At 68.6% G+C, this 26,281-nt stretch carries 22 protein-coding genes; 13 read left to right on the forward strand and 9 right to left on the reverse strand.

Going from position 1 to position 26,281, the window contains the following annotated elements:
- The first annotated feature begins 81 nt into the window (after nt 1-81).
- The 4 genes from fdxA (at nt 82) to H1Q64_RS05440 (ending at nt 3,424) form a co-directional block, all read left to right on the forward strand.
- The gene (fdxA, locus tag H1Q64_RS05425; RefSeq protein WP_014238741.1) at nt 82-414 is read left to right on the forward strand and encodes a ferredoxin FdxA; all 333 of its coding nucleotides are present in this window, start codon (nt 82-84) and stop codon (nt 412-414) included.
- A 319-nt stretch (nt 415-733) separates the two neighbouring features.
- The gene (locus H1Q64_RS05430; protein ID WP_014238739.1) at nt 734-1,234 is read left to right on the forward strand and encodes a CarD family transcriptional regulator; all 501 of its coding nucleotides are present in this window, start codon (nt 734-736) and stop codon (nt 1,232-1,234) included.
- Nucleotides 1,235-1,432: 198 nt separating this feature from the next.
- Complete coding sequence (locus H1Q64_RS05435) at nt 1,433-2,248, forward strand: hypothetical protein (protein ID WP_014238738.1); 816 nt, start codon at nt 1,433-1,435, stop codon at nt 2,246-2,248.
- Nucleotides 2,249-2,521: 273 nt separating this feature from the next.
- Entirely contained in the window at nt 2,522-3,424 is a 903-nt protein-coding gene (locus H1Q64_RS05440) for an RNA polymerase factor sigma-32 (protein ID WP_145675807.1), read from the forward strand.
- 120 nt (nt 3,425-3,544) lie between these two features.
- Here H1Q64_RS05440 and H1Q64_RS05445 read toward each other — a convergent pair whose 3' ends face one another.
- Nucleotides 3,545-5,518 carry an adenylate/guanylate cyclase domain-containing protein gene (locus H1Q64_RS05445; protein ID WP_237904694.1) on the reverse strand — a complete coding sequence of 658 codons (1,974 nt, stop codon included), beginning with the start codon at nt 5,516-5,518 and terminating at the stop codon, nt 3,545-3,547.
- A gap of 91 nt (nt 5,519-5,609) precedes the next feature.
- Entirely contained in the window at nt 5,610-7,124 is a 1,515-nt protein-coding gene (locus H1Q64_RS05450; RefSeq protein ID WP_237904695.1) for a M48 family metalloprotease, read from the reverse strand.
- A 207-nt stretch (nt 7,125-7,331) separates the two neighbouring features.
- Between H1Q64_RS05450 and H1Q64_RS05455 the strand changes: the two genes are divergently transcribed.
- The 7 genes from H1Q64_RS05455 to H1Q64_RS05485 all read left to right on the forward strand — a co-directional run bounded on the left by H1Q64_RS05455 (nt 7,332) and on the right by H1Q64_RS05485 (nt 14,647).
- Nucleotides 7,332-8,171: a thermonuclease family protein gene (locus H1Q64_RS05455; RefSeq protein WP_237904696.1), complete on the forward strand. Its 840-nt coding sequence runs from the start codon at nt 7,332-7,334 to the stop codon at nt 8,169-8,171.
- A gap of 130 nt (nt 8,172-8,301) precedes the next feature.
- Nucleotides 8,302-9,252 (forward strand): prolyl aminopeptidase, encoded by a 951-nt coding sequence (pip, locus tag H1Q64_RS05460; protein ID WP_237904697.1) that lies wholly within the window; start codon nt 8,302-8,304, stop codon nt 9,250-9,252.
- 165 nt (nt 9,253-9,417) lie between these two features.
- Nucleotides 9,418-9,618, forward strand: a complete 201-nt coding sequence (rpmI, locus tag H1Q64_RS05465; RefSeq protein ID WP_014238730.1) for a 50S ribosomal protein L35 — start codon at nt 9,418-9,420, stop codon at nt 9,616-9,618.
- A gap of 21 nt (nt 9,619-9,639) precedes the next feature.
- Complete coding sequence (gene rplT / locus H1Q64_RS05470; protein WP_014238729.1) at nt 9,640-10,011, forward strand: 50S ribosomal protein L20; 372 nt, start codon at nt 9,640-9,642, stop codon at nt 10,009-10,011.
- Between the two features lie 122 nt (nt 10,012-10,133).
- The gene (gene pheS / locus H1Q64_RS05475; protein WP_109072671.1) at nt 10,134-11,201 is read left to right on the forward strand and encodes a phenylalanine--tRNA ligase subunit alpha; all 1,068 of its coding nucleotides are present in this window, start codon (nt 10,134-10,136) and stop codon (nt 11,199-11,201) included.
- Between the two features lie 13 nt (nt 11,202-11,214).
- Entirely contained in the window at nt 11,215-13,611 is a 2,397-nt protein-coding gene (gene pheT / locus H1Q64_RS05480) for a phenylalanine--tRNA ligase subunit beta (protein WP_237904698.1), read from the forward strand.
- A gap of 526 nt (nt 13,612-14,137) precedes the next feature.
- The gene (locus tag H1Q64_RS05485; RefSeq protein ID WP_237904699.1) at nt 14,138-14,647 is read left to right on the forward strand and encodes a response regulator; all 510 of its coding nucleotides are present in this window, start codon (nt 14,138-14,140) and stop codon (nt 14,645-14,647) included.
- Nucleotides 14,648-14,675: 28 nt separating this feature from the next.
- On the opposite strand, the gene H1Q64_RS05490 is transcribed toward H1Q64_RS05485, so the two are convergent.
- From H1Q64_RS05490 to H1Q64_RS05500, 3 genes are all read right to left on the reverse strand, one after another.
- Complete coding sequence (locus H1Q64_RS05490) at nt 14,676-16,262, reverse strand: DUF3369 domain-containing protein (protein ID WP_237904700.1); 1,587 nt, start codon at nt 16,260-16,262, stop codon at nt 14,676-14,678.
- A gap of 157 nt (nt 16,263-16,419) precedes the next feature.
- A complete protein-coding gene (locus tag H1Q64_RS05495; protein ID WP_237904701.1) occupies nt 16,420-17,379 on the reverse strand; it encodes an SH3 domain-containing protein in 960 nt (319 codons plus the stop codon).
- Between the two features lie 129 nt (nt 17,380-17,508).
- The gene (locus H1Q64_RS05500) at nt 17,509-18,393 is read right to left on the reverse strand and encodes a LysR substrate-binding domain-containing protein (RefSeq protein WP_237904702.1); all 885 of its coding nucleotides are present in this window, start codon (nt 18,391-18,393) and stop codon (nt 17,509-17,511) included.
- Nucleotides 18,394-18,537: 144 nt separating this feature from the next.
- Between H1Q64_RS05500 and H1Q64_RS05505 the strand changes: the two genes are divergently transcribed.
- A complete protein-coding gene (locus H1Q64_RS05505) occupies nt 18,538-18,708 on the forward strand; it encodes a hypothetical protein (protein ID WP_237904703.1) in 171 nt (56 codons plus the stop codon).
- 7 nt (nt 18,709-18,715) lie between these two features.
- On the opposite strand, the gene H1Q64_RS05510 is transcribed toward H1Q64_RS05505, so the two are convergent.
- The 4 genes from H1Q64_RS05510 to glgC all read right to left on the reverse strand — a co-directional run bounded on the left by H1Q64_RS05510 (nt 18,716) and on the right by glgC (nt 24,386).
- Entirely contained in the window at nt 18,716-19,462 is a 747-nt protein-coding gene (locus H1Q64_RS05510; RefSeq protein WP_237904944.1) for a hypothetical protein, read from the reverse strand.
- Nucleotides 19,463-19,611: 149 nt separating this feature from the next.
- Nucleotides 19,612-21,414, reverse strand: coding sequence for a translation elongation factor 4 (lepA, locus tag H1Q64_RS05515; RefSeq protein ID WP_237904704.1), 1,803 nt, complete (start codon nt 21,412-21,414; stop codon nt 19,612-19,614).
- 142 nt (nt 21,415-21,556) lie between these two features.
- The gene (gene glgA, locus H1Q64_RS05520) at nt 21,557-23,074 is read right to left on the reverse strand and encodes a glycogen synthase GlgA (protein WP_419468821.1); all 1,518 of its coding nucleotides are present in this window, start codon (nt 23,072-23,074) and stop codon (nt 21,557-21,559) included.
- A 40-nt stretch (nt 23,075-23,114) separates the two neighbouring features.
- The gene (gene glgC / locus H1Q64_RS05525) at nt 23,115-24,386 is read right to left on the reverse strand and encodes a glucose-1-phosphate adenylyltransferase (protein ID WP_237904705.1); all 1,272 of its coding nucleotides are present in this window, start codon (nt 24,384-24,386) and stop codon (nt 23,115-23,117) included.
- A gap of 549 nt (nt 24,387-24,935) precedes the next feature.
- Here glgC and H1Q64_RS05530 point away from each other — a divergent pair.
- Nucleotides 24,936-26,252, forward strand: coding sequence for an ammonium transporter (locus H1Q64_RS05530; protein ID WP_269145362.1), 1,317 nt, complete (start codon nt 24,936-24,938; stop codon nt 26,250-26,252).
- Nucleotides 26,253-26,281 lie beyond the last annotated feature (29 nt).

Raw genomic sequence — 26,281 nt, forward strand, 5'->3', positions numbered from 1 at the left:
CAGTCGAAGCGTCCATCGATGCGACTCGAACCCCGGCGCGTGAACACCGCCGGAACTGGCGAGAACAGCGGAGAACGAATCATGCCCTACGTCGTGACGGAAGACTGCATCAAGTGCAAGTACACCGATTGCGTCGAGGTCTGCCCCGTGGACTGCTTCTACGAGGGCGAGAACATGCTGGTCATCCACCCGGATGAGTGCATCGACTGCGGCGTGTGCGAGCCGGAATGCCCGGCCGAAGCCATCGTGCCGGACACCGACGGCCGTGCGGAGAAGTGGATGGAACTGAACCGCGACTACGCGGCGCAGTGGCCCAACCTGACCCGCAAGAAGGACGCGCTGCCCGACGCCGACGCCATGAAGGGCGTGGACGGCAAGTTCGACAAGTTCTTCTCTCCGAAGGCCGGCGGCTAAGCGGAGTCGGGACTATTGCGGCGCATGGCATTCTTTTGCCGCCATGCAAAAACGACAGGTCGGCCATCGGCGGGCAACGTCAGAATCCGGACGGCTGCCCGCGCGTAGCCTTTGTAACCCGGCCGTAACATCGCTATAATACGCGCCCGGAGCCGGCCTCAGCGTCATTGCCGGATTTCCCATCGACCAAGGGCTCAGTGCAACAGTGCGCGGCGTGGAGGACCCCATCCCCACGGTGTGTCGTTGTCACCGGGCCTTTTTCGCCCCCTCCACCGGGGCGGCAAAATGGCGCGATCGCGAGAAGTGAGAGCCAACCCAAATGTCGAACAAGCTTGACTTCGAGGCCGGTGACTTCGTCGTCTACCCGGCCCATGGCGTCGGTCGGGTCGAGGGAATCGAGACCCACAGCATCGCTGGCATGGATGTTCAGCTCTACGCGATCACGTTCGAAAAAGAGCGCATGACGCTCAAGGTTCCGGTCGGCAAGGCCAAGGCCGCCGGCCTGCGCCGCCTCAGCACGAAGGACCGCATCAAGGTCGCCCTGGAGACGCTGCAGGGCCGTTCGCGCGTCCGCCGCACGATGTGGAGCCGCCGCGCCCAGGAGTATGAGGCCAAGATCAACTCGGGCGACCCGGTGGCCATCGCGGAGGTCGTTCGCGACCTGTACCGCGGCGCCGACCAGTCCGACCAGTCCTACAGCGAGCGCCAGATCTATCAGGCCGCCCTGGAGCGTCTGGCCCGTGAGCTGGCCGCCGTCGAGAAGATCGACGAGACCAAGGCCACCGAGCGGCTGGAGCTGGTCCTCAAAAAGGCCGCCTGACTCCGGTTCAGTCCCGTTTCCCATACCGGAAGCGGGAACCGGTTCGAGAGTGTGATGTTGACGATGAAGGCGCGGCGCTTTGGCCGCGCCTTTGTCTTAAGTTTTCGTCTTTCGCCGGGCCTGCGCGGCGCCTACACTCCCGCCCCCGGCCTGTTCTGGGCCGGTCCGTGACCGCTGGATGGGGTGAGCGTCTCCGGCATGTCTGAAGCGCAGAAATTCATCGATCTCCGAAACCCGCGGCGCATCTGGGCCGTCGGCTCGATCCACGCGCAGACGGACCATCTCCACGCCGTGCACGAGGTGATCGCGGCCCGCTTCCTGCCCGGTGACCGGCTCGTCTATCTCGGCAACATGGTCGGCTGGGGCGAGCGGGTGCTGGAGACGGTGGACGCGCTGCTGGCCTTCCGCACCTGGCTGCTGAGCTGGCGGGGCATGGAGGCCGGCGACATCGTCTATCTGCGCGGCGCGCAGGAGGAGATGTGGCACAAGCTGCTCCAACTCCAATTCGCGCCCGACCCGCAGCAGGTGCTCGACTGGATGACCCGCCACGGCGCGGGGGCCACGCTGGCCGCCTATGGCGGCACGGTGGAGCAGGGTATGGCGGCGGCCCGCGGCGGCACCATGACGCTCGGCCGCTGGACCCAGGGGCTGCGTCAGGCGATGCACGCGCAGCCCGGTCACGAAAATGTGTTCAACACCCTGCGCCGCGCCGCCTACTGCACCGGCCCGGAGAGCGGGGAGGGCGGCGTGCTGCTGGTCAGCGCCGGGGTGGACATCCGCCGCCCGCTGAACCACCAGGGCGACGCCTTCTGGTGGGGGGCGCCCGGTTTCGCCCAGATGTCAGAGCCTTACGGCGGTTTCGCCCGCGTCGTGCGGGGCTACGACCCGGCCCGCAAGGGCGTGGCGGTGACCGACCGCGTGGCGACCCTGGATGGCAATTGCGGGTTGGGTGGGCACCTCGTTTGTGGATGCCTGTCGCCTTCGGGTGAGATCCTGGATCTGTTCCAGGTCTGACCCATCTCCCTTTTTCCTAACCGTCTTACCCATCCCCTCGGCCTCCGCCACCGAATCCCTTCCGGTCCGGATGATCCGAAACGTCTTGTGCTGCGTATGACGTGCAACAGGGCGAGGGGAACGGCTGTTGTCCCAACCGTCGGCACCCCACGGCGAACCGGCCGTGATGAACCGACGGATCATTGGACCTGAGGGGGCCTGTCCCTTCGGACTCCGCAGCACAGGGCACAAGCAGCCTGAAACGCGGCCGCCCAGACGGGAAGGAAGGGACGTATGGCCTACATCGACGATCCCGAGACTCAGCGCGCGAATCTGAGTTTCATCAAGGCTTCCATGCGTGAGCCTTTGCTGACGCGCGACCACGAATTCGATCTGGCCCGCAAATGGCGCGAAGGCGGCGACGAACGGGCTCTTCACGAACTGGTCCGCGCCTACACCCGGCTGGTGGTGGCGACCGCCGCGCGGTTCCGCAACTACGGCCTGCCCATGGGCGACCTCGTTCAGGAGGGCAATGTCGGGCTGATGCAGGCGGCCAGCCGCTTCGAGCCGGACCGCGAGGTGCGCTTTTCCACCTACGCGGCCTGGTGGATCCGCTCGGCCATGCAGGACTACATCCTGCGCAACTGGTCCATCGTCCGCACCGGCACCACCGCCGCGCAGAAGTCGCTGTTCTTCAACCTGCGCCGCCTGCGTGCCCGCATCGAGAGCATCACCCAGGGCAACAGCGGCGGGGGCAACGGCCTGACCAAGGAAGGGCGGGAGTGGATCGCCGGCGAACTCCAGGTCGACGTGACCGAGGTGGAGGCGATGGAGATGCGGCTGTCCGCCTCCGACCAGTCGCTCAACTCCCCGGTCGCCGACGGCTCCGACGAGGACTGGCAGGACTTCCTGGCCGACCAGCGTCCCTCGCCGGAGGAGGTGGTGATCGGCATGCGCGATAGCCGCACCCGCTCCCAATGGCTGGCCGAGGCGCTGGGTGAACTCAGCCCGCGCGAACGCACCATCATCCAGGAACGCCGCCTGCGCGAGGAGGGCGCCACCCTGGAGCAGCTGGGCCGCGAACTGGGGGTGAGCAAGGAGCGGGTGCGCCAGCTCGAACACCGCGCCCTGCTGAAGCTGCGCCAGTCGATGCTGAAGCGGGTGGAAGGGTTCGGGGATCTGCTGGCGGACGCGTAGCAGACCGCGTGCCCCTACTCTAACCCTCCCCCGCTGGGCGGGGGAGGGGACGACCGCCGCTTCGCATAAGGCACCCTCTCCCGCCCAGCGGGGGAGGGCCGGGGTGGGGGCAAGCCCACGCTACGCCTTTTCCTCCTCCCGAACCGCCCCGGCGCCATCCCCCCCGCCATCGCCATCCAAAGTCACCCGCCACACTTCCGTCGTGCCGGTGCGGCCACGAAGCGTGCGGTCGCCGACGCAGTCCAGCGGAGCCGCGCCATCGCCCTGGAAGGCGGTGGCGGCGCTCGACAGGACGATGACCTCCTCGTCCCCCTGAAGGGCGGAGGCCAGTTCCTCGATGCGAGCGGCGACGTTCACGGTGTCGCCGACGATGGTGTAGTTGATGCGGCTTGCCGACCCGATGTTGCCCACCACCACCGGCCCGGAATGCAGGCCGATGCGAACGCGGATCGCCGGCAGCCCCTCCGCCGCGCGGCGGCGGTTGCCTTCGCGCACGGCGCGGGTGATGGCGTGGGCGGCGCGCAGCGCGCGGGCGGCGTGGTCCGGCTGCTCCTCCGGCGCGCCCCAGAAGGCCATGATGGCGTCGCCGATGAACTTGTCCACCGTGCCGCCCTCCGCCTCGATGCAGTTGGCGAGCAGGGTGAAATGCTCGTTCAGCAGGGCGGCGGTGTCGGCGGCGCCCATATGCTCGGCCATGCGGGAGAAGCCGCGGATGTCGGTGAACATCACCGTCACCTCCCGCTCCTCCGACTGGAAGCTGGTCAGGCCGCCGCGGCGGTGCATCAGCCGCAACACCAGGGCCTTCGGCACATAGGTCTCGAACCAGCGCAGCCCGGCAACCATGGCGTTGAAGGCGCTGTTGGCGCGGGCCAGCTCGCGCAGGCGCGAATCGGGAAGCTCGTCGATCGCGCGGAAGTCGAAGGTCCGGACATGGTCGGCCGCTTCGGCCAGATGGGCCACCTGGGTGCTGATGCGCCGCCCGACGATCAGGGCCACCGCCACCGAGATCAGCAGGATGCCCAGCCCGGCGAGGCCGGTGGTGTAGAGGCGGCGGACCTCGGCGCTGGCCTCGTTGGCGCGGAAGCCGATGCCGATGGTCCAGTCCTGCTGGCCGTAGCCGGCCATGCTGCGCATCAGGAACAGGTAATCCTCGTCCAGCACGTTGACGATCCGGCCCTCCACCCGCTTCTTCAGGGCGTCCACCGGTTGGCCGGTCTGCCACAGCGCCGCCAGCGCCGGGTCGGCCACCTGATCGATTCGCGGCAAAGGCGGGCCGTCGGTCTTGGTGGAGAAGTCGAACTTCATGCCGGCCAGCGACGGGTGGGCCAGAACGTGCTGCCGATCGAACAGGACGAAGGCATTCAGCCCCTGCTCCACATAGAGCGTGGACAGGAAGCGCGACAGGTCGCCCAGCGACACCCCGACGATCACCTGCCCCAGATAGGTGCCGTTGCGCCGCACGGGCTGGAACAGGGTGACGAAGCTGGTTCCCGCCTCCTTCGACCACAGCGGGTCGGCCCAGACGGCGGTGGTGCGGTCGGCGCCGTTGCGCAGCTCCGGCGCCAGTTCCGGCTCGTGGCGCAGGTCCTCCCGCCCGATGTGGAGCTGGTTGCCCAGCCGGTCGGCACGCAGGCCGGTGCGGTCGGGGTGGAAGAAGGCGATGCCCGTCACGTCCGGAGCCCCGGCCAGCGCGCCGCGCAGCGTGTCCTGGAGAGAGCGGGAATCGGCGGGATCCAGCTCCCCCCGCTCCATCAGTCCGGCCACGAAACGGGCCATGTCCCGCGCGGGGTTGAGCTGGTTACGGATGCGCACCTCCACCCCCGACAAAGCGAGGTCGGCGCGGTCGTTCAGCAGCGCGAAGGTGTTCCGGCTGGCGCTGACGAGGCCGAGCACGAGCACGCTCGCCACCGCCAGCAGCATCAGCGACCCGAAGCCGGCCACCAGCACCGCCGCGATGGGCAGGCGCAGGCGTGGGCGGCCCAGCGCGGGCGGGCGCGTCCGGCGCGGACCACCCTTTTTGCGCACGGCCTCCTTCGGTCCGGAGACGCGCAAGCCGGTTTGCAGAAAACGCCGTTTGGTGGGGTGGTCAGCCATGGCGCGGAGCCTACAGGACGCACGCGGCCATCGGCAATCGGCCATCGCGCCGCGTCCCGCAACGGTCACCCCGCCTTCAACCAAGCGGTTGTCAATCGGTGATGATCTTCAGCGGGCGTCCGGGCTGGATCGGCGTGCCCGGCGGAAGATCGTTGATGATCCGGAACAATTCCTCCGCGTATGGCTCCCGTGGCATCTGGCGCACAAAGGATTCCACGCTGTCGCCGGGGCGGGCGGTCTGCACGCGGATGCGCCGGGGCTGGTAGGACGCGGCCTCCTGCCGGGTCAGCCGGCGGAAGCTGGTGGCGGTCTGCCGGAAATCGGCGTCGAAGCGCGACAGCGCGCCGCCGGGGGCCAGGAAGGTGAAGCGGTAGAGGGTGCCGGAGTCGGCGCGGATGGCGACCAGCCGCACGTCCACCGCCCCGGCATCGGTCTTGCCCTGGGTCAGCGCGGTGGCCGCCGGCATGCCGTTGACGGTGAAGGATTGCAGGTCGCGCAACGGCGCCCCCTGCGCCCAGCTGCCGGTCAGGTAGGCGGCGGGGTCGCGCACGCCCGGCGCCTTGCCCCCGTCGAAGACGATGGCCCCGCCGTTCGGCCCCTTGGCGATCACCTGCTGCGCCCCGTTGAGCAGGCTGTAGCCCTGCGGCACGTCGAAGGCGATGCCGAGCTGCGGGTGGGCGAAGGTCCGGCCGCGGACGAAGCCGTTCTCCGGGCTGTCGCCGTAGATCACCCCGTCCATCGCCGTCATGTAGGGATCGACAGGCCGCGCCCCGCGGGGTAGCTCGCGGGCGATGGCCGCCGCCTCGTCGACGCGCGACGCGGTCTGCGGGTGGGTGGCGAAGAAGTCGAAGCCGCCTTCTCCCGCACCCTTGCCGGAGCGCAGGCCGGAATATTGGGTATCGCGGCGCATGGTCTCCAGAAAGGTCGCCATGGCGAAGGGGTCGTAGCCGGCGCGGTGCAGATACTCGATGCCCAGCCGGTCGGCCTCCGACTCCTGACCGCGGGAGTAGCGGGCGAGCAGGGCGGTGCCGCCGATGTTGGCGATCTGCGCCAGCTCCGGGCTGCCCAGCACGAGGCCGATGCCGGCGGCGAGCAGCCCGGCGATGGTCTGGTTGGTCTGCCGCTCCTGGCCATGGTGGGCGATGACGTGGCCGATCTCGTGCCCCATAACGCTCGCCACCTCCGCCTCGTCCTTGGCGAGCGCCAGCAGGCCGCGGGTGATGTAGACGTAGCCGCCGGGCAGGGCGAAGGCGTTGACCACGTCGCTGTCCAGAACGGTGAAGGTCCAGGGGCCGGAGCGGTCGGTCTGGGCGGCCAGCCGGTTGCCGATGCCGGTGATGTAGGCCTGTAGCCGCTGGTCGGGGTAGGCTCCGCCATACTGGGCGAGGATCTTGGGATGCTCCTGCGCGCCGATCGACTCCTCGCTGCCGCCGAGGAGCTGGGCGTTGGCCGGGGCACAGGCCGAGGTGAGCAGCAGGACGGCTAGCCCCGCGGCGGCGATCCGGTGCAGCGGGGACGGGGCAGATGATTGCGTTTGAAATCCCCTCTCCCCTCTGGGGAGAGGGTTAGGGTGAGGGGGTTGCGCTTTTGCCGGACCTACCGCCATGCGCAACCCCCTTACCGGCCCTCCGGGCCACCCTCTCCCCAGAGGGGAGAGGGCTGGATCGGCCGATTGCCTTGGCGGAAACAGGGAAGACGGCTTGCGTTCGGTCGTCGGTTCGGGCGTCATGAGTCGTCATATCGGAAGGGGGCTCGCAGAGATCAAACTCCCCGTCCGGCCCGCCTGTTCCACGGCTCTCTCCCTTCGCCCGCCATGCCGCGCCGCATTCTCTCGCTGACGCTGTCCACCCTGCTGCTGATGGCGAACACCGCCGGGCCGCCGGAGCTGCGCGTCGCCGCGGTGACCGACGGCGCCACGCTGCTGCTTGAGGACGGGCGCAGCCTGCGTCTGGCCGGCATCGAGCCCGCCGCACCGCCCATGGGGGCGGAGCCGGGCGACCCCTGGCCGTTGGCCGAGGCGGCGCGGCAGGCGCTGGCAGAACTGGCCGTCGGGCAACGCCTGAGCGTGCGGGGGGAGGCGCGGACCGACCGGCACGGGCGCCTGCTGGCCCAGGTGGTGCGCGGCGACGGGCTTTGGCTCCAGGGCGAGCTGCTGGCGCGCGGCCTCGCCCGCGTGCACACCCGGCCCGACGCCCGCGCCCTGGCCCGTGAGATGCTGGCGGCGGAGGCCGGCGCGCGGGCGGCCGAGCGCGGCATCTGGCGGACCCGCGCCTACGCCGTGCGGCCCGCCGACCCGGACGCGCTGCGCCGGAACCGCGACAGCTTCCAGATCGTCGAGGGGCGGGTGCTGCGGGTGAGCAAGGCGGGCGGCGACGCCTATCTGGATTTCGGCGAGGACTGGCGGACCGACGTCACGGTTCACATCGGGCGGGCCGCGCTGCGCGAGTTCGTGGCCGCCGGCATCGACCCGCTGTCCTACGAGGGGCGGGTCGTCCGGGTGCGCGGCTGGGTGGGCCTGCGCGCCGGCCCGCTGATCGAGGCGACCCATCCCGAGCAGATCGAGCGGCTGGACGGAGCCGGCCCGCCTGCCCGCACCGCAGGGCATGACACGGCCCCGTCGCCGGATGCCGCTGATGAGGAGGATGAGGAGTGAGCCGGTGGCGGGGGCCGGACCGGCGCCCTACACTCGCTTGAGGACCGGCATCGGGAATGATTGGGCCGGATTCCTTGGATCGGCTACTCTGTGGGCCGGACGATCCGGCCCGGACTGACAGGACCTCTTCATGCCCCGCAGCGAGCTTTTCCCGCCCATCGACCCCTACCAGACCGGCTTCCTGCCCGTGGACGAGATCCACACACTCTATTGGGAGCAGTCGGGAAACCCGCGCGGCGTGCCGGTGCTGTTCCTGCACGGGGGGCCGGGGGCGGGCGCCTCGCCGACGCACCGGCGTTTCTTCGATCCCGGCCATTACCGCATCGTCGTGATGGACCAGCGCGGGGCGGGCCGCTCCACTCCGCTGGGCGAGGTCCGGCGCAACACGACCGAGCTGCTGGTGGAGGACGCCGAACGGCTGCGCCGCCATCTGGGGATCGAGCGCTGGCTGCTGTTCGGCGGAAGCTGGGGATCGACGCTGGCGCTGGCCTACGGGCAGACCCATCCGGAGCGCTGCTTGGGGCTGATCCTGCGCGGCATCTTCCTGATGCGGAAGACGGAGATCGACTGGTTCCTCTACTCCATGCGCACGATCTTCCCGGAGGCCTGGGCCACTTTCGCCGGTCACATCCCGCCGGAGGAGCGCGGCGACCTGCTGGAGGCCTATTGGCGGCGGCTCAACGCGCCGGATGCGGCGACCCGCATGGCGGCGGCGCGGGTGTGGAGCCTGTATGAGGGCTCCTGCTCCTCGCTGCTGCCCTCGCCGGAGCTGATTGCGACGAGCGCGGAGGACACCCACGCCCTGGGCCTCGCCCGCATCGAGGCGCATTACTTCCGCTCCAACCGCTTCACCCCGGAGGACAGGCTGCTGCGCGACGTGCACCGCATCCGGCACTTGCCGGGGGCGATCGTCCAGGGCCGCTACGACATCGTCTGCCCCATCACCAGCGCCGACGACCTGCGCCGCGCCTGGCCGGAGGCCGATTACCGCGTGGTGCCCGACGCCGGCCATTCCGCCATGGAGCCGGGCATCCGCGCCGCCCTGGTCCAGGCGACGGAGCGGTTCAAGGAGTACCGGTAGGGGAGGGGGCGCCGGCTCACCTTCATACCTCTCCCGCAATCGCTCCCCCTTGCGTTGCGGCGTGGCCGCGCGTATAACCCTGCGCTCCAACGGGCGGCGAGGCCGGGTCCGAGACCCAGGGCATGCCCAACCGTCAGTCGGGAACATCCAACGCAAGGATTGAAAATGCCCAAGCTGAAGACGAAGAGCGGCGCCAAGAAGCGCTTCAAGGTGACCGCGTCCGGTAAGGTGCGCGCCCAGGCGGCCTTCAAGCGCCACTGCCTGGAGCAGAAGAGCCCGAATATGAAGCGCAATGCGCGCGGCATGATGACCCTGGCCGAGCCGGACCAGAAGATCGTGCTGAAGAACTGGCTGCGCAACGCTTGATATCGTAAGGGAATCTGAACCATGGCTCGTGTTAAGCGCGGCGTCACCACGCACGCCCGTCACCGCAAGATCCTGAAGCTCGCCAAGGGCTACCGGGGTCGCAATTCCAAGAACTTCCGCATCGCGATTGAGAAGGTCGAAAAGGCCCTTCAATACGCGTATCGCGATCGCCGCAACAAAAAGCGCGATTTCCGCGGCCTGTGGATCCAGCGCATCAACGCCGGTGTCCGCCAGTACGGCCTGACCTACTCGCGCTTCATCAACGGCATCAAGCTGGCCGGCATCGAGATCGACCGCAAGGTCCTGTCGGATCTGGCCGCCCGTGAGCCGGAGGCCTTCAAGGCCATCGTCGATCAGGCCCAGGCCGCTCTCGCCTCCAAGGCCGCCGCCTAAAGGGTACGCCGCGCAAGCGGGAACCCCGGTCCGGCGCCGGACACGAAAGAAGGGAGCCGTGCCTCTGGGCCGGCTCCCTTTTTCTTTACGCTCGCACTTCCTTATGGCTCGCGGGAAATGACATGCTCGATGCGCTGAAAGACGAACTCCTGTCGCAGGTCAACGCCGCTGGCGACCTCGCGGCCCTCGAAGAGGTGCGGGTCACCGCGCTCGGCAAGAAGGGGCGCATCACCGGCTTCATGAAGGAGCTGGGCGGCCTGTCGCCCGACGAACGGCGCGAGCGCGGCCAGCAGCTCAACGCGCTGAAGGACGAGATCGCCGCCGCCATCGACGGCCGCAAGGCCGACCTCGCCCGCGCCCATCTGGAGGCCCGCCTCCAGGCCGAGCGCATCGACGTCACCCTGCCGGTCCGTCCGGAGACCGAGGGGCGCATCCACCCGATCAGCCAGACCATCGACGAGATGGTGGCGATCTTCGCGGAAATGGGCTTCAGCGTCGCCGAGGGGCCGGACGTCGAGGACGACTTCCACAACTTCACCGCCCTGAACTTCCCGCCGGGCCACCCCGCCCGCGACATGCACGACACCTTCTATCTGCCGGATGCCGGCGACAAGAAGATGCTGCTGCGCACCCACACCAGCCCGGTGCAGGTCCGCACCATGCTGAACAAGAAGCCGCCGATCCGCATCATCGCGCCGGGCCGCACCTACCGGTCCGACTACGACATGACCCACACCCCGATGTTCCACCAGATCGAGGGGCTGGTCATCGACGAGGCGACCCACATGGGGCACCTGAAGGGCTGCCTGATCGAGTTCTGCCGCGCCTTCTTCGACGTGGACGACCTGCCGCTGCGCTTCCGCCCCAGCTTCTTCCCCTTCACCGAACCGTCGGCGGAGGTGGACATCGGCTGCTCCCGCAAGGGCGGCGAGCTGAAGCTCGGCAATTACGGCGACTGGCTGGAGATCCTGGGCTGCGGCATGGTGCACCCCAACGTGCTGGAAGCCTGCGGCATCGACAGCACCAGGTACCAGGGCTTCGCCTTCGGCATGGGGATCGAACGCGTGGCGATGCTGAAATACGGCATCCCCGACCTGCGCACCTTCTTCGAAGCCGACCTCCGCTGGCTGAAGCATTACGGCTTCGTGCCGCTCGACGTTCCCAGCATGGCCCAGGGCCTGACGCGCTAAAGGAGCCGGACCCATGAAGTTCACGCTGTCCTGGCTGAAGGACCATCTGGAGACCGACGCCACGCTCGACCAGATCGTGGAGAAGCTGACCGCCCTCGGCCTGGAGGTCGAAGGGGTGGAGGACCGCTCGAAGGAGCTGAAGCCCTTCCGCGTCGCCCACGTCGTCTCTGCCGAGAAGCACCCGGACGCCGACAAGCTGCGCGTCCTGGTCGTCGACACCGGCACCGAAAAGCTCCAGGTCGTCTGCGGCGCGCCCAACGCGCGCGCCGGCCTGAAGGGCGTCTTCGCGCCGGAGGGGGCCTATATCCCCGGCTCCGACATCACGCTGAAGAAGGGCGTCATCCGTGGCGTCGAGTCGAACGGCATGATGTGCTCCGAGCGCGAGCTGAAGCTGTCGGAGGAGCACAACGGCATCATCGAGCTGCCGGACGATGCGCCGGTCGGCGTCGCCTACGCCGACTACGCCGGCCTCGGCGACCCGGTCATCGACATCAGCCTGACGCCCGACCGCGCCGACTGCGCCGGGGTGCGCGGCATCGCCCGCGACCTCGCCGCCGCCGGTCTGGGCACGCTGAAGCCGCTGGCTGCCGAGCCGGTCAAGGGCGCCTTCGCCAGCCCGTTCGGCGTGACCATCGAGGCGCCGGACGCCTGCCCGATGTATGTCGGCCGCTATTTCCGCGGCGTGAAGAACGGCCCGTCGCCGAAGTGGCTGCACGACAAGCTGGTCGCCATCGGCCTGCGCCCGATCTCCGCGCTGGTCGACATCACCAACTTCATCACCTTCGACCTGTCGCGCCCGCTGCACGCCTTCGACGCCGACAAGGTGAAGGGCGGCATCGTCGTCCGCATGGCCCGCGAGGGCGAGACGCTGGCGGCGCTGAACGGCAAGGAATACGCGCTCGACCCGAGCATGACGGTCATCGCCGACCATGAGCGGGCCGAGGCGCTGGGCGGCATCATCGGCGGCGAGGCGTCGGGCTGCACCGAGACGACGGTCAACGTCTTCCTGGAGGCGGCGATCTTCGACACCGTGCGCACGGCGCAGACGGGCCGCAAGCTGGGCATCGAGTCGGACGCCCGCTACCGGCTGGAGCGCGGCGTCGATCCGGCGGCGGTCGTGTCGGGGATGGAACGGGCCACCCGCCTGATCCTGGAGATCTGCGGCGGTGAGGCCTCCGACCTCGTGATCGCCGGCGAGGAGCCGCAGTGGCGCCGCACCCTGACGCTGCGTCCGGGCCGGGTCGCCGCGCTGGGCGGCGTCGAGGTGCCGCGCGACGAGCAGACCCGCATCCTGATCGACCTCGGCTGCGAGATCGTCGGCGAGGATGTGGACGGCACCCTGCGCGTCGTTCCGCCCTCCTGGCGCGCCGACATCCACGGCGAGGCCGATCTGGTGGAGGAGGTGCTGCGCATCCACGGCTTCGACGCCATCCCGGCGACCCCGCTGCCGCGCGAGAGCGTGCTGACCCGCCCGGCCCTGACCACCAAGCAGCGCCGCGTCGGGCTAACCAAGCGCACGCTGGCCGTCCGCGGCCTGTCGGAAGCCGTCACCTGGTCCTTCATGGCCGGTCCTGTGGCCGCGCTGTTCGGCGGCGTCGGCGAGGGGCTGACGCTGGTCAACCCGATCAGCGCCGACCTTGACGTGATGCGCCCGTCCATTCTCGGCAACCTGATCCAGGCCGCCGGGCGCAACGCCGACCGCGGTTACGCCGACGCCGGTCTGTTCGAGGTCGGCCCGGCCTTCCGCAAGCCGTCGCCGGACGGGCAGGACCTCGTGGCCGCCGGCATCCGCGCCGGCAACGCGGTGCCCCGCCACTGGGCGGAGAAGGCCCGCGGCGTCGACGCCTTTGATGCCAAGGCCGACGCGATGGCCGTGCTGGAGGCCGCCGGCGCGCCGGTGACCAACCTGCAGGTCACCACCGACGCGCCGGGCTGGTACCATCCGGGCCGCTCGGGCGTGCTGCGCCTCGGCCCGACGGTGATGGCCCGCTTCGGCGAGATCCACCCGACCGTACTGGGCACGTTGGGCGTCAAGGGTCCGGTGGTCGGCTTCGAGGTGTTCCTGGACGCCATTCCGCTGCCCAAGAAGAAGGGCGGCACGGCGCGTCCGCTGGTCCAGCTCTCGCCTTTCCAGCCGCTGGAGCGCGACTTCGCCTTCGTCGTCGGCAAGGACGTGGAGGCTGACAAGCTGATCCGCGCCGCCAAGGGCGCCGACAAGGCGCTGGTCAAGGACGTGACGGTCTTCGACGTCTACCAGGGCACCAACCTGGAGGAGGGCAAGAAGTCCGTCGCCCTTTCCGTCACGCTGCAGCCGACCGAGCGCACCCTGACCGAGCCGGAGATCGAGGCCATCGGCCAGAAGATCGTCGCCGCGGTCGCCAAGGCCACGGGCGGCAGCCTGCGCAGCTGACATCTACGCTCTTGACACGGGCGCATCCAAAGGCTGCGGATCCCGGAAAGGGTTCAATTTCGTAAGACAAAGTTTGGGCCCCCGCCGCAAGGCGGGGGCCCATTGTTTTTCCATGTCCGGATGGAACGGCTCCCAATCCGGACAGTTCAAAGGATTGTTCCGGAAGCGACACGTCTGGATTCGCGGAACATGCCGCGGTCCGTTGTTTGAAGCACGTTTCGGTGCGGCATCCGGACGTGCCTCATATGCGCTTTTTCAGAGTTGAATGGAATTGGTCCATCAGATAAAGCGAATGAACGTAAGTTTTCAAATCATGCGTCCGTATTGTCTCGATGCTGCGCATCGCTGCCTATAAATTTCAAGAATGGAATGTTTTCTTTCCACGATACATGGCAGGTGTTTCAGAAAATTCGTCTGGCTGATATTTCTATTTTTTTAATATTTTTCATTCTTTTTTGAAGCGGCCATGTGGAAAACGGCGCGGGGTGCCCTGGCTCCGCCGCCCTCAGAGCTGGTGAAGAATCCGATGCTGAGCTTAACGAACGACCACGCCAGAACCGCCTCCGTCCTCGCCATGACCGGGGATGCCGGCAATGGTTCGGTGGACGGCGGCGGTGCCTTCCGCCGTGAAGACGGAGATGGAGGAGCGCCGGCCGAAGCCAGCCGGCTGGTCATCGTCGTGGACGACGACCGGTCGATCGTGGAAGGGTTGGCGCTGCTTCTCGAAGCCTGGGGGTACGACGTGCTGACCGCCCTGTCACTGAACGAACTGGCGCAGCGGCTGCCCCAGGCGCCCGGCCGTCCCGGGCTGGTCCTGGCCGATCACTTCCTTCCGGCCGGCGGCACGGGCGCCCAGGCGGTGGAGATGGTTCGCGCCCATGTCGGCGCCCCGGTGCCCGCCCTGATCCTGACCGGCGACACGATGCCGGAGCGTCAGGCCGAAGCCGCCGCCCTGGGCTGCCGGCTGCTGCACAAGCCGGTGCAGATCGGTCCGCTGAAGGACATGGTGGACACGCTGATGAGCGGCGCCGGCTGATCCCGTCCGCCTCCTTCTCCTAAGGGGGTCACCCCCGGCGCAGGCTGCCGGACACCGCCAGGAAGGCGTCGACCACCACCGGATCGAACCGGCTGCCGGACAGGCGCCGGATCTCGGCCACCGCCACGTCATGGTCCAGCGCCTTGCGGTAGGGCCGGTCGCGGGTCATGGCGTCGAAGCTGTCGGCCACCGCGACGATGCGGGCGCTCAGCGGGATGGCATTGCCCTGCAGGTGGTCGGGATAGCCGGTGCCGTCCCAATTCTCATGATGCGACCGGGCGATCTCCGCCCCCAGATGCAGATGCGTCCGTCCTTCGGACCGCTGGCTCGCGCGGTCCAGCAAATCCCAGCCCGTGGTCGTGTGGGCCTGCATGACGGCCCGCTCCTCCGGGGTCAGCGGCCCGGTCTTGCCAAGGATGGCGGGGTCCAGTGTGGCGTTGCCGACGTCGTGGAGGATGGCGGCCAGACCGACCGACTCCAGGAACACCGTGTCGAGAACGGAGGGATGGCGCCCCTCTTCGGCCAGCCGGCGGGCGATGCGGTCGGTCACCATGGCGATGCGCGGGCCGGTTTCGGCCTCCGCGCTGGGATGACCGGCGCGCTCCGCCAGATCGGCCATGGCGATAACCGTGTGCTCCTGGCTGCGCCGCAGCTGCTCATACAGATGCAGATTGTCGAAACCGACCGAGATCTTGCGGCAGAACACCTCGATCAGGTTGCGGTCGAGGTCCGACAGGGGCCGGTCGGAGCTCAGATAGACCACATTCTCCCGGTCGTTCGGCGTGCGGATGTAAAGCGTGCAATGGTCGGCGGCGTAGCGGTTGCTGCGCGACTCCAGGCAGCGCTTCACCTCCGCCAGCACGGCGGGCTCGACATGGTTGGCCGCCGGCTCGTCGATCAGCGTCTCGAACCGGCCGGACCCGGCCAGGACGTACAGGCCGTCCGCCGCGCCGCTGATGACCGGACCGCGCTGCACGCACAGGATGGCGTCCGGCCCGACGCCGAGGATGCCGGACAGCTGCGTCAGCACGCCGGCGGCGAACAGCTTCATCGAGCGCGCCTGGAACAGCGATGATGACGCCTCGATGATCTTCTCCAGCCCGCGCCGGTTCATCTCGATCGCCATGATGTCCTCGTAGGAGCGCAGGGCGGCGACCGTGGTGGTGAACAGCTGCTGGGCGGTGAGCTGCGTCTTGGCCTTGTAGTCGTTGATGTCGTAGTCGAGGATCACCGCACGCTCCGGCGCCTGCCCGGGCTGGCCGGTGCGCAGGATGATGCGGACGTGGCGGTTCTTCAGCTCCTCCCGGATGTGGTGGACGAGCTGCAGCCCGGCGTCGTCGGTCTCCATCACCACGTCCAGCAGAATGATGGCGATGTCCTCCTCCCGCTCCAGGATCGTCCGTGCCTCCGCGGCGGAATAGGCGGAGATGAACTGGGCGGAGCGACCCTTGTAGGCGAAATCGGCCAGGACGAGCTTGGTGATGGAGTGCACCTCCGGCTCGTCGTCCACGATCATCATCTTCCACCGGTTCCCGGTGGCCGGCGACCCGGTTTCGCCGTTTCCGTCGCCGTCCTGATCGTCCAGAAAGAGGAACTCGTCGTCGGAGTCGGTCATGGGCAAAGCCTGGGGCGGAGCGGGCAGGGGGTAAGAAAGATTAACACGGCACGGCGGTGCCCGCCTACCGCCACGATCGATGCATTTTCGACGAAAAAGCTCAATAATTTGCATCGAGCGCAGGGACTGTTCCGCTTGGTGGAAAGCGGCGCGAGGATCAGAAGGTCTCCAGCTCGATCACCCAGCAGTCCATGGAGCGCTGCGCCAGCGCGCCGCAGACATTGTCCACCTGGGTCCGGGTGAAGGGTCCGACGCCCATCTGGTAGGTGGTGCGGGCGCCGCGGAAGACCGGCCAGACCATCGGCGGCAGGTCGCGGTAGGCGGTTCCGGGGCCATAGGTGAATTCCTGCCACGCCCGCAGCCCCTCGGCGTGGCTGACATACTCGCCGAGCCGCGCGGCGAACAGCGCCCCCGGCTCGATCGGCGGCATGCCGGGCAGCGGGTAGGGGGCGACCACCCCGATCAGACTTTCCGCCGTGGCGACCGCCCGCGTCCGCCCGGGCATGCCCAGCGTCACCCGCCCGTTCGCGGAGTCGATCAGGCTGACCACGTCGCCCTTGCGCAGGGTGAAGCTCCGCCGCTTCTTGTTGTCGAGGATCTCCGTCGCCTTGATGGCGTCCGCCGCGACGACATAGCCCTGGGCCGGCACCTGGGCGGCGATTTCCCAGGCGCTGCGCGGCACCACGGCGGCGCTGCGGTGAATGACCGGCGGCTTGCCGGTCGACGGGGGCGCCCCACCGGCGTTGGCCCCGGCGGCGGTGGCGCCCATGGCGGCGGTGATGGAGCGCGACACCATCAGCGCCGGGTCCAGCGAGTCGGAGGGCACGTAGCCGATGGGCTGGCCGCCGATGGCGACCTCCGTCCAGGTGGTGCCGCGGGGCGTGCCCAGCGCGTTCAGGGCCTTGCCGCGCGGCAGGGTCTGGATGATCCGGGCGTCGGCGTTGGGACCGATGCGCACCTCGATGTCGCGATTCAGCACCACCTCGCCGGTCAGCGGCGCGCCGATGGCGACGGGGCTTTGCGCCAGGGCGGCGTCCGGGGCGAACCACATCGTCGCCGCGGCCAGGAGCAGCCGCAGCGCCAGGGCGCGGAAGGCGGTGGTGGAACGCGTGCGCACGGCGGTTTGCCCCCATGGAGGAGGGGCCATTCTGCATCGGTCCGGCCCGCCGGGGCAACCCGGCGCGCGTCCGGCGTGGCGGATGTCACGAAGCGGGGCCAAGCTTCAGGCTGGGCGTCAGGCCGGGCGTCAGGCCAGACGTCCCCCGCCCACCAGATCGTGGATGGCCTCGGCCAGCAGGCGGACTGGCTTGGCGGCCATGCCGGGGGCGCGGTGCAGCGCGATGTCGATGTCCGGCAGGTCGGGGAAACCGTCCGCCGCGGTCAGCCGGCGCAGGCTGGGCGGGACGGTGCATTCCTCCATGGCGGTGACGCCCAGCCCGCCCAGCACGGCGCCGTGCACCGCCACGACGCTCTTGCTGATGAAGGCGACGCGCCAGCCGCGCCCGATGCCCTCCAGCGCCGCCACGGCGAGGTCGCGCACCACGCAGCCCTTGGGGAACAGGGCCAGCGGCAGCGGGTCCTCGCGCTCGATGGGGGTGGAATCGACGACGGTGGAGCGCGGCGGCGCGACCCAGGCCACCGGCTCCCGCCGGACCAGCTCACCGCTGCGGCTGTCAGGGTGGCGGGTGACCAAAGCGAGGTCGTAGCGCCCCTTGTCGATCTCCGCCACCAGATCGGGGCTGTTGTCGCAGATCACCTCCACCGGCACGTCGGGGTAGGCGGCGGCGAAGCGGGCCAGCACGCCGGGCAGCAGCATGGTGGCGTAATCGTCCGGCGTGCCGATGCGCACGCTGGCGATCGAGGCGGGCCGGCGCATCAGGGCCAGAACCTCGTCGTTCAGGGTCAGCATCCGCCGGGCGTAGGTCAGCAGAAGCTCGCCCTCCTGGGTCAGGTGGACGCTCTTGGTGTCGCGCTGGAAGACGCGGGTGCCCACCACCTCCTCCAGCCGGCGGACCTGCTGGCTGACGGCGGCCTGGGTGCGGCCCAGCGTGTCGCCGGCACGGGTGAAGCTGCGCGCGTCGGCGACGGCGACGAAGGCGCGCAGAAGGTCGGTGTCGAGGTTGGCCGGCATGGTCACGCATTCAAACAGAGGGGGCGCGCGGGTTCAACGCGCGAAAGGACCATCACGATCTGTGATGATCCTCATAAAGCCTATTCGTTTCCAAGATTTTCCATGCGGGCGCAGGGTGCCCTCCAATCTTGGGAGGACGGAGCGATGGGCGTGTTCGACGCGATGACGACGGTGGTGCTGGAGGCCGGACGGCTCGACCGCGAGGAGGAGCGCCGCCCGATGACGGTGATGGTGGCAGCGCCGCCGCCGAGGCGCTTCCGGCTGCCCCGAATGCCGGCTCTGCCGGTGCTGCTGCTGACGATCCTGGTGGGGTGAGCGCGATTCAGGTGGCGGGCGTGCCGTCGGCGGGCTTGTCCGCCGGGGCCTCGGCGGCCGGCACCGGCTCGGGAGTCGGCGTCACAGGAGGTGGGGTGAGGCGGATGGGCGCCGGCCCGCCGCTGTCGGGAGTCGAGGCCGCCGGAGCCTCGGCAGGTGCCTCCGCGGGGGGCGGGGCGGGAAGCTCCTTCGCCTCGATCGCCTCGGCGGGCTTGGCGTCCTTTTGGGCGTCGTCCTTGGCCGCTTCCTTCACCGCGTCCTTGGGGGCGGGAGTGGGCTCCGGGTCCGTGGAATAGTCGGCGACGATGCGGGCTTGGCTGCCGGCGATGACCAGCACCTTCTGCCCAATCTCAATGGGCGTCTCTTCCCGCTGGGTGACCGACAGAAGCTCCCCGTCCGGCTTGCGGACGATGTATTCCCAACCCGTGGTGTCGCCGGTCACATGCTCGATGGAGGTGCCGAGCAGACTGCCGATGGCTGTTCCGCCGACCGCGCCCAGCGCCGAATTGATGCCGAAGGTGCCGGACTGCGAGCCCAGCACGCCGCCGGCGGCCCCGCCGGTGACCGCGCCGACGGTGCCGCTGGTGCTGATCTTGACCTGACGGAACCCGATGACGACCGCCCGCTCCACCTTGTTCGCCTGCTGGGTGGCGGTGGCGGCGTAGGTGTTGGGCGAGTAGTTCGGGGTGCAGCCTGCAAGGATGCCGACCACGATCGCGGCGGCGGGCAGGCCGAACATGACAGTGCGCGTCACGGGACATCATCCGTTTGGAAGCCTGACCGGGTGATAGGCGATTCCGCGTGGCGAGTCATTCGACTTTTTGTGGGCTCCGGGATGCGTGGACAAAAAGAAAGCGGGCCTTTTCGGACCCGCCTTCCGTCATGCCGCCGCGAAGCCGGCGCTTATTCGTCGCCCATCTTGAGGGCGGCGATGAAGGCGCTCTGCGGGATTTCGACCTGGCCGAACTGGCGCATGCGCTTCTTGCCTTCCTTCTGCTTGTCCAGCAGCTTGCGCTTGCGGCTGATGTCGCCGCCGTAGCACTTGGCCGTCACGTCCTTGCGCAGCGCGCCGATGCTCTCGCGGGCGATGATCTTGCCGCCGATGGCCGCCTGCACGGCGATCTTGAAGAGCTGGCGCGGGATCAGCTCCTTCAGCCGCTCGCAGAGCTGGCGGCCGCGCCGCTCCGACTGGGAGCGGTGGACGATCATCGACAGGGCGTCCACCGGCTCGGCATTCACCAGGATCGACATCTTCACGAGGTCGCCTTCCTCGTAGCTGTCCATCTGGTAGTCGAAGCTGGCGTAGCCGCGGCTGATCGACTTCAGCCGGTCGTAGAAGTCGAAGACCACCTCGTTCAGCGGCAGCCGGTAGACCAGCATGGCGCGGGCGCCGGCGTAGGTCAGCTCGATCTGCTGGCCGCGCCGCTCGGTGCAGAGCTGGAGGATGCCGCCCAGATACTCGTCGGGCAGCATGATGGTGGCCTTGATCCACGGCTCGTCGATGCGGTCGATCTTCATCACGTCCGGCATGTCCGCCGGGTTGTGCAGATCCATCACCGTGCCGTCGGTCATGTGGAGCTTGTAGACCACCGACGGCGCCGTGGTGATCAGGTCCAGGTTGAACTCACGCTCCAGCCGCTCCTGGATGATCTCCAGATGCAGCAGGCCGAGGAAGCCGCAGCGGAAGCCGAAGCCCAGCGCCGCCGACGTTTCGGCCTCGTAATGGAAGCTGGCGTCGTTCAGCTTCAGCTTGCCCAAGGAATCGCGCAGTCGCTCGAAGTCGGCGGCGTCGACCGGGAACAGGCCGCACCACACCACGGGGATGGAGGGCTTGAAGCCGGCCAGCGGCTCGGCCGCCGGGCGGCGGTCCTCGGTGATGGTGTCGCCGACCTTGGTCAGCGTGATGTCCTTGATGGCGGCGGTGATGAAGCCCATCTCGCCCGGCCCCAGCTCGCCGGTCAGCAGCGCCTTCGGGGTGAAGACGCCGACGCGGTCCACCTCGTGGGCGCTGCCGGTGGACATGAAGCGGACCTTCTGGTTCACCTTCAGCCGCCCGTCCACCACACGCACCAGGATGACCACGCCGAGATACGGGTCGTACCAGGAATCGACCAGCAGGGCCTTCAGCTCGGCGTCGGCGTTGCCCTTGGGCGCGGGCAGGCGCTGCACCACGGCTTCCAGCACGGCGTCGATGTTCAGGCCGGTCTTGGCCGAAATCTCCACGGCGTCGGTGGCGTCCAGGCCGATCACGTCCTCGATCTGCTGCTTCACGCGGTCGGGCTCCGCCGCCGGCAGGTCGATCTTGTTCAGGACCGGGATGATCTCGTGGTTGTTGTCGATCGCTTGGTAGACGTTGGCGAGCGTCTGCGCCTCAACGCCTTGGCTCGCGTCCACCACCAGGATCGAGCCCTCGCAGGCGGCGAGGCTGCGGCTGACCTCGTAGGCGAAGTCGACGTGGCCCGGCGTGTCCATCAGGTTCAGCGTGTACTGCTGCCCGTCCTTGGCCTTGTAGAGGAGGCGGACGGTCTGCGCCTTGATGGTGATGCCGCGCTCGCGCTCGATGTCCATGCTGTCGAGCACCTGTTCGCGCATCTCGCGCGAATCGAGGCCGCCGCACTGCTGGATCAGCCGGTCGGCAAGGGTCGACTTGCCGTGGTCGATGTGCGCGATGATCGAGAAATTGCGGATGTGCGAAAGGTCAGTCATCGGTGCCCGGAGCCCTGGTTTGGGGCGGAACATAGGGCGGACGGACGATGCGCGCAATGGCGGCGTGGACAAGCCCTATGGAATGGCCCTGTCCCCGTTCCACTCCTTTCGCGGGAAACGCGGGGATCGGCCCCGCGCTCTCCTACGCCACCAGAACCGGCGCCACCGTGCGGTACAGCTCCATGTACTCCTCCGCCGGGCTGTGCCAGCCGAAGTCGCGGGTCATCGCGTGCTGCTGCATGGCGTGCCAGCGCTCGGGCTTGCGGTAGAGGGCGGCGGCGCGGCGCAACGCCCAGGTCAGCTCCTGGACGGTGGCGTTGACGAACTGGAAGCCGGTGGCGCTGCCGTCGTTCACCGCCGCCGGGTTGGCGTCCACGATGGTGTCGGCGAGGCCCCCGGTGCGGCGGACCAGCGGCAGCGTGCCGTACTTCAGCGCGTACATCTGGGTCAGGCCGCAGGGCTCCGACCGCGAGGGCACCAGGAACAGGTCGGCGCCGGCCTGGATGCGGTGGGACAGCGCCTCGTCGTAGCCGATGCGCACGCCGACCGACTTCGGGAACCAGGTGGCGAGGTGGCGGAAGCCGGCCTCCAGCGCCGGTTCGCCGCTGCCGAGAACGGCGAGCTGGCCGCCCCAGGCGATCCATTGCGACGCCGCCTCCAGCACCAGATCCAGCCCCTTGTGGCCGGTCAGGCGGCTGACCACCGCAGCCAGCGGGGCGTCCGCCCGGCGGTCCAGGCCGAAGGCCGCCTGGAGGTCGGCCTTGCACAGGTCCTTGCCGCCGAGGTCCGCGGCGCCGTAGCGGGCGGCGATGTGCGGGTCGGTGGCGGGGTCCCAGATCTCATAGTCCACGCCGTTGAGGATGCCGGTCAGCGCCTCGGCCCGCGTGGCGAGCAGCCCTTCCAGGCCCGAACCGTGCTCCGCCGTCTGGATTTCGTGGGCGTAGGTCGGGCTGACCGTGGTCAGGCGGTCGGAGTAGAAGCAGCCGGCCTTGAGGAAGCCGACGCCGCCGTAATACTCCACCCCGTCGATCCGGAAGGCGGCGGACGGCAGGCCGAGGTCGCTCATCATCCAGGCGCCGAACAGGCCCTGATAGGCGATGTTGTGGATCGTCGTCACCGTGCCCGGCCGGAACGGCCCGGCGAAGCGGTCGGGGCGCAGCTCCAGATAGGCCGGGATCAGGCCGGTCTGCCAGTCGTGGCCGTGCAGCACGTCGGGACGCCACCAGGGATCGAGGCCGTCCTCCGCCGCGAAGCCCGCCGCGCACCAGGACAGGGCGGCGAAGCGTTCCGCGTTGTCCGGCCAGTCCTTGCCGTCCGGTCCCAGATAGGGGTTGCCAGGCCGGTCGTAGAGCGCCGGCGCGTCCAGCACATAGGCCAGCACCCCGTCGGGCATCCGTCCGATCCGCAGCGTCGCCGGGGCGCCGCCGGGCAGATCAGTGAGCGGCGTGCCGACCGGCTGCAGGTCGGCGAGCCCGTTCAGCACCGCCGGATAGCCGGGCAGCAGCAGGCGGACCTCGGCTCCGGCGCGGTTCAGGGCGGGGGGTAGGGCGGCGGAAACGTCGGCCAGCCCGCCGGTCTTCACCAGGGGGTAGCATTCCGGCGTGACGAACAGGACGCGCATGGAGGCGGGGTCTTTCGGTTTCTTCTTGGTTTTGCTCATCGCCCCCTCGCCCCAGGGGGGCGAAGGGGGATGGGAAGGGTCAGTCCTTGGGCAGGCGATCGATCATGTCCTGGGTGATCAGGCAGACGCCGCCCTCGCTGCGGTGGAAGCGCTTGGCGTCCAGCTCCGGGTCCTCGCCGACGACCAGCCCCTCGGGGATCACCACGCCGCGGTCGATCACCACCTTGGTCAGGCGGCAATGACGACCGATGTCGACATCCGGCAGCACCACCGCCTGATGCAGCTCGCTGAAGGAGTTGACGCGCACCTCGCTGAACAGCAGCGAGTTCTTCACCAGCGAGCCGGAAACGATGCAGCCGCCCGACACCAGGCTGTCCACCGCCATGCCGCGCCGGTTCTCGTCGTCGAAGACGAACTTCGCCGGCGGCAGCTGCTCCTGGTAGGTGAAGATCGGCCACTCGCGGTCGTACATGTTGAGCTGCGGCGTGACGTGGCAGAGGTCGAGGTTGGCCTCCCAATAGGCGTCGATGGTGCCGACGTCGCGCCAGTAGGGCTCGGACTCGTGGCCGTTCAGGATGGCCGAATCGGCGAAGTCGTGGGCCATCACCCGCGCCCCGCTGGTCACCAGATGGGGGATGATGTCCTTGCCAAAGTCGCGGGATGAGCCGGGATCGTTGAAGTCGCGCTCCAGCTGGTCGTAGAGGAACTGCGCGTTGAAGACGTAGATGCCCATGCTGGCCAGCGACTTGTCCGGGTTGCCCGGCATCGGCGGCGGGTCGGCGGGCTTCTCGACGAAGTCGATGACGCGCTGCGTCTCGTCCACATGCATGACGCCGAAGCCGGTCGCCTGGGCGCGCGGCACCTGGATGCAGGGGATCGTCACGTCGGCCTTCTTGGCGATGTGGTCGAGCAGCAGCGCGCCGTAATCCATCTTGTAGATGTGGTCGCCGGCCAGGATCAGGATGTATTCCGGCTCGTGGTCGCGCAGGATGTCCAGGTTCTGGTACACCGCGTCGGCGGTGCCCTGGTACCAGGCGGTCTCACTGATGCGCTGCTGCGCCGGCAGCAGGTCGCAGAACTCGTTCATCTCGCCGCGGAAGAAGTTCCAGCCGCGCTGCAGGTGGCGGAGCAGGCTGTGCGACTTGTACTGCGTCAGCACGCCGATGCGGCGGAAACCCGAATTGATGCAGTTCGACAGGGCGAAGTCGATGATCCGGAACTTGCCCCCGAAATAGGTGGCCGGCTTGGCGCGACGGTCGGTCAGCTGCTTCAGCCGGCTGCCCCGGCCGCCGGCCAGGACAAGTGCCACGGCGCGGCGCGGCGCCAGCCGCAGATCCCGTTTGTCGAGCATGTGTCTCCCCTTTCGGTTCTCTTTTTTGCTGTCGGCCATCCGGAAGCGTCCGGCGGACCCGTATGGGCGGAGGCCGCTTGTCCCCGGCCCCGTCCGGCTCCGCCGGTTGAGAGGGTGACCGTGCCACATTTCACGGGGGCGGGCCAATAGGCCGAGGGGAACAGGCCGGAAATAGAGGGGGGCTGCCCAACGGTTGTGCGGAATTCAGGCGCATCGCTGTGCATAAAAAACAGGCAAGCGCGTGGGAAACGGGCGCGCGGCGCCTCAACAGGGGGCAGGCAACCTGCAATCCATGGGCGAATCACGCTGCGGTGCAAGGCTTTGGGTGTTCCGATTTTCTGCTCAATTTCTGGGCAAGGTAGTCCGGCGACTCGGGTCCTATGCTGCTTTGCGGTCATCCGAAAGGCCGCAACCACCGCGATTCCTAGCCCTTTTGGGTTGGCACGCTTCTTGAAGAGAAATCGGCGTACACGGTCCCCTCCCGCCGCCCCGTCTGTACCGGGGACGGGGCGAAACGGGCCAGAAGCATTCGAATAAAGAGGAGCCTCGATGAGCCGTCTCTTCACCCTCGCCGCGCCGACGATGGCGGCGATTCTGGGCTTGGCCGGTCTGCCTGCCGCCGCCCTCGCCCAGGAAGCGGCCGCCGCCGCGGCCGAGCCGACCCTGAGCAGCGGCGACACGGCTTGGATGCTGGTCGCCACGGCGCTGGTTCTGTTCATGACCATCCCGGGTCTGGCCCTGTTCTACGGCGGCATGGTCCGCAAGATGAACGTGCTGTCGGTCGTGATGCAGAGCTTCGCGATCTGCTGTCTGGTCAGCATCCTGTGGTTCTTCGCCGGTTACAGCATCGCCTTCACCGAAGGCACCCCGTATTTCGGCAGCCTGTCCAAGTTCATGCTGGCCGGCATCACCAAGGACAGCCTGACGGGCGTCATTCCGGAGACGATCTTCGTCGTCTTCCAGATGACCTTCGCCATCATCACGCCGGCCCTGATCACCGGCGCCTTCGCCGACCGCATGAAGTTCTCCTCGATGCTGGTCTTCACGGGCCTGTGGTCGCTGATCGTCTACGCGCCGATCACCCACTGGGTCTGGGGTCCGGGCGGTTATCTGATGGGTGACGGCGTGCTCGACTACGCCGGCGGCACCGTCGTGCACATCAACGCGGGTGTGGCCGGTCTGGTCGCCGCCATCGTGCTGGGCAAGCGCAAGGGCTACCCGAACGAGAACTTCGCTCCGCACAACCTGGTGCTCAGCCTGATCGGCGCCTCGATGCTGTGGGTCGGCTGGTTCGGCTTCAACGCGGGTTCCGCCGTGGCCGCCGACGGCCGTGCGGGCATGGCCATGCTGGTCACGCAGATCGCCGCCGCCACCGCCGCCATGTCCTGGCTGCTGGTCGAGTGGGCCACCAAGGGCAAGCCCTCGGTCCTCGGCATCATCTCCGGCGCCATCGCCGGCTTGGTCGCCATCACCCCGGCCTCGGGCTTCGTCGGTCCGACCGGCGCCCTGGTCATCGGTCTGGCCGCCGGCGTGATCTGCTACTGGGGCGCCACCGGCCTGAAGCGCGCCCTCGGCTATGACGACTCGCTGGACGCCTTCGGCGTGCACGGCGTGGGCGGCATCGTCGGCGCCATCCTGACCGGTGTCTTCGCCCAGGAAGCCATCGGCGGCACCGCCGGCGCCCTGGAAGGCAACGTCGGCCAGATCTGGACGCAGGTTTACGGCATCCTGGCCACCATCGCCTACTCGGCGGTCGGCTCCTTCATCATCCTGAAGGTTATCGACGTGGTGATGGGTCTGCGCGTCGACGAGGACGTCGAGCGCGATGGCCTGGACCTCGCCCTGCACGGCGAGACCATCCACTAAGCACCCTTTGCAGCCTGGTTGTTTCCTCC

This window comes from Azospirillum brasilense (assembly GCF_022023855.1).
Classification (GTDB): domain Bacteria; phylum Pseudomonadota; class Alphaproteobacteria; order Azospirillales; family Azospirillaceae; genus Azospirillum; species Azospirillum brasilense_F.

Excerpts from the sequence above, each read along its gene's own strand:
- fdxA (WP_014238741.1), top strand. The coding sequence starts at position 82 with ATGCCCTACGTCGTGACGGAAGACTGCATCAAGTGCAAGTACACCGAT.
- H1Q64_RS05430 (WP_014238739.1), top strand. The coding sequence starts at position 734 with ATGTCGAACAAGCTTGACTTCGAGGCCGGTGACTTCGTCGTCTACCCG.
- H1Q64_RS05435 (WP_014238738.1), top strand. The coding sequence starts at position 1,433 with ATGTCTGAAGCGCAGAAATTCATCGATCTCCGAAACCCGCGGCGCATC.
- H1Q64_RS05440 (WP_145675807.1), top strand. The coding sequence starts at position 2,522 with ATGGCCTACATCGACGATCCCGAGACTCAGCGCGCGAATCTGAGTTTC.
- H1Q64_RS05445 (WP_237904694.1), bottom strand. The coding sequence starts at position 5,518 with ATGGCTGACCACCCCACCAAACGGCGTTTTCTGCAAACCGGCTTGCGC.
- H1Q64_RS05450 (WP_237904695.1), bottom strand. The coding sequence starts at position 7,124 with ATGGCGGTAGGTCCGGCAAAAGCGCAACCCCCTCACCCTAACCCTCTC.
- H1Q64_RS05455 (WP_237904696.1), top strand. The coding sequence starts at position 7,332 with ATGCCGCGCCGCATTCTCTCGCTGACGCTGTCCACCCTGCTGCTGATG.
- pip (WP_237904697.1), top strand. The coding sequence starts at position 8,302 with ATGCCCCGCAGCGAGCTTTTCCCGCCCATCGACCCCTACCAGACCGGC.
- rpmI (WP_014238730.1), top strand. The coding sequence starts at position 9,418 with ATGCCCAAGCTGAAGACGAAGAGCGGCGCCAAGAAGCGCTTCAAGGTG.
- rplT (WP_014238729.1), top strand. The coding sequence starts at position 9,640 with ATGGCTCGTGTTAAGCGCGGCGTCACCACGCACGCCCGTCACCGCAAG.
- pheS (WP_109072671.1), top strand. The coding sequence starts at position 10,134 with ATGCTCGATGCGCTGAAAGACGAACTCCTGTCGCAGGTCAACGCCGCT.
- pheT (WP_237904698.1), top strand. The coding sequence starts at position 11,215 with ATGAAGTTCACGCTGTCCTGGCTGAAGGACCATCTGGAGACCGACGCC.
- H1Q64_RS05485 (WP_237904699.1), top strand. The coding sequence starts at position 14,138 with ATGCTGAGCTTAACGAACGACCACGCCAGAACCGCCTCCGTCCTCGCC.
- H1Q64_RS05490 (WP_237904700.1), bottom strand. The coding sequence starts at position 16,262 with ATGACCGACTCCGACGACGAGTTCCTCTTTCTGGACGATCAGGACGGC.
- H1Q64_RS05500 (WP_237904702.1), bottom strand. The coding sequence starts at position 18,393 with ATGCCGGCCAACCTCGACACCGACCTTCTGCGCGCCTTCGTCGCCGTC.
- H1Q64_RS05505 (WP_237904703.1), top strand. The coding sequence starts at position 18,538 with ATGGGCGTGTTCGACGCGATGACGACGGTGGTGCTGGAGGCCGGACGG.
- lepA (WP_237904704.1), bottom strand. The coding sequence starts at position 21,414 with ATGACTGACCTTTCGCACATCCGCAATTTCTCGATCATCGCGCACATC.
- glgA (WP_419468821.1), bottom strand. The coding sequence starts at position 23,074 with ATGAGCAAAACCAAGAAGAAACCGAAAGACCCCGCCTCCATGCGCGTC.
- glgC (WP_237904705.1), bottom strand. The coding sequence starts at position 24,386 with ATGCTCGACAAACGGGATCTGCGGCTGGCGCCGCGCCGCGCCGTGGCA.
- H1Q64_RS05530 (WP_269145362.1), top strand. The coding sequence starts at position 24,936 with ATGAGCCGTCTCTTCACCCTCGCCGCGCCGACGATGGCGGCGATTCTG.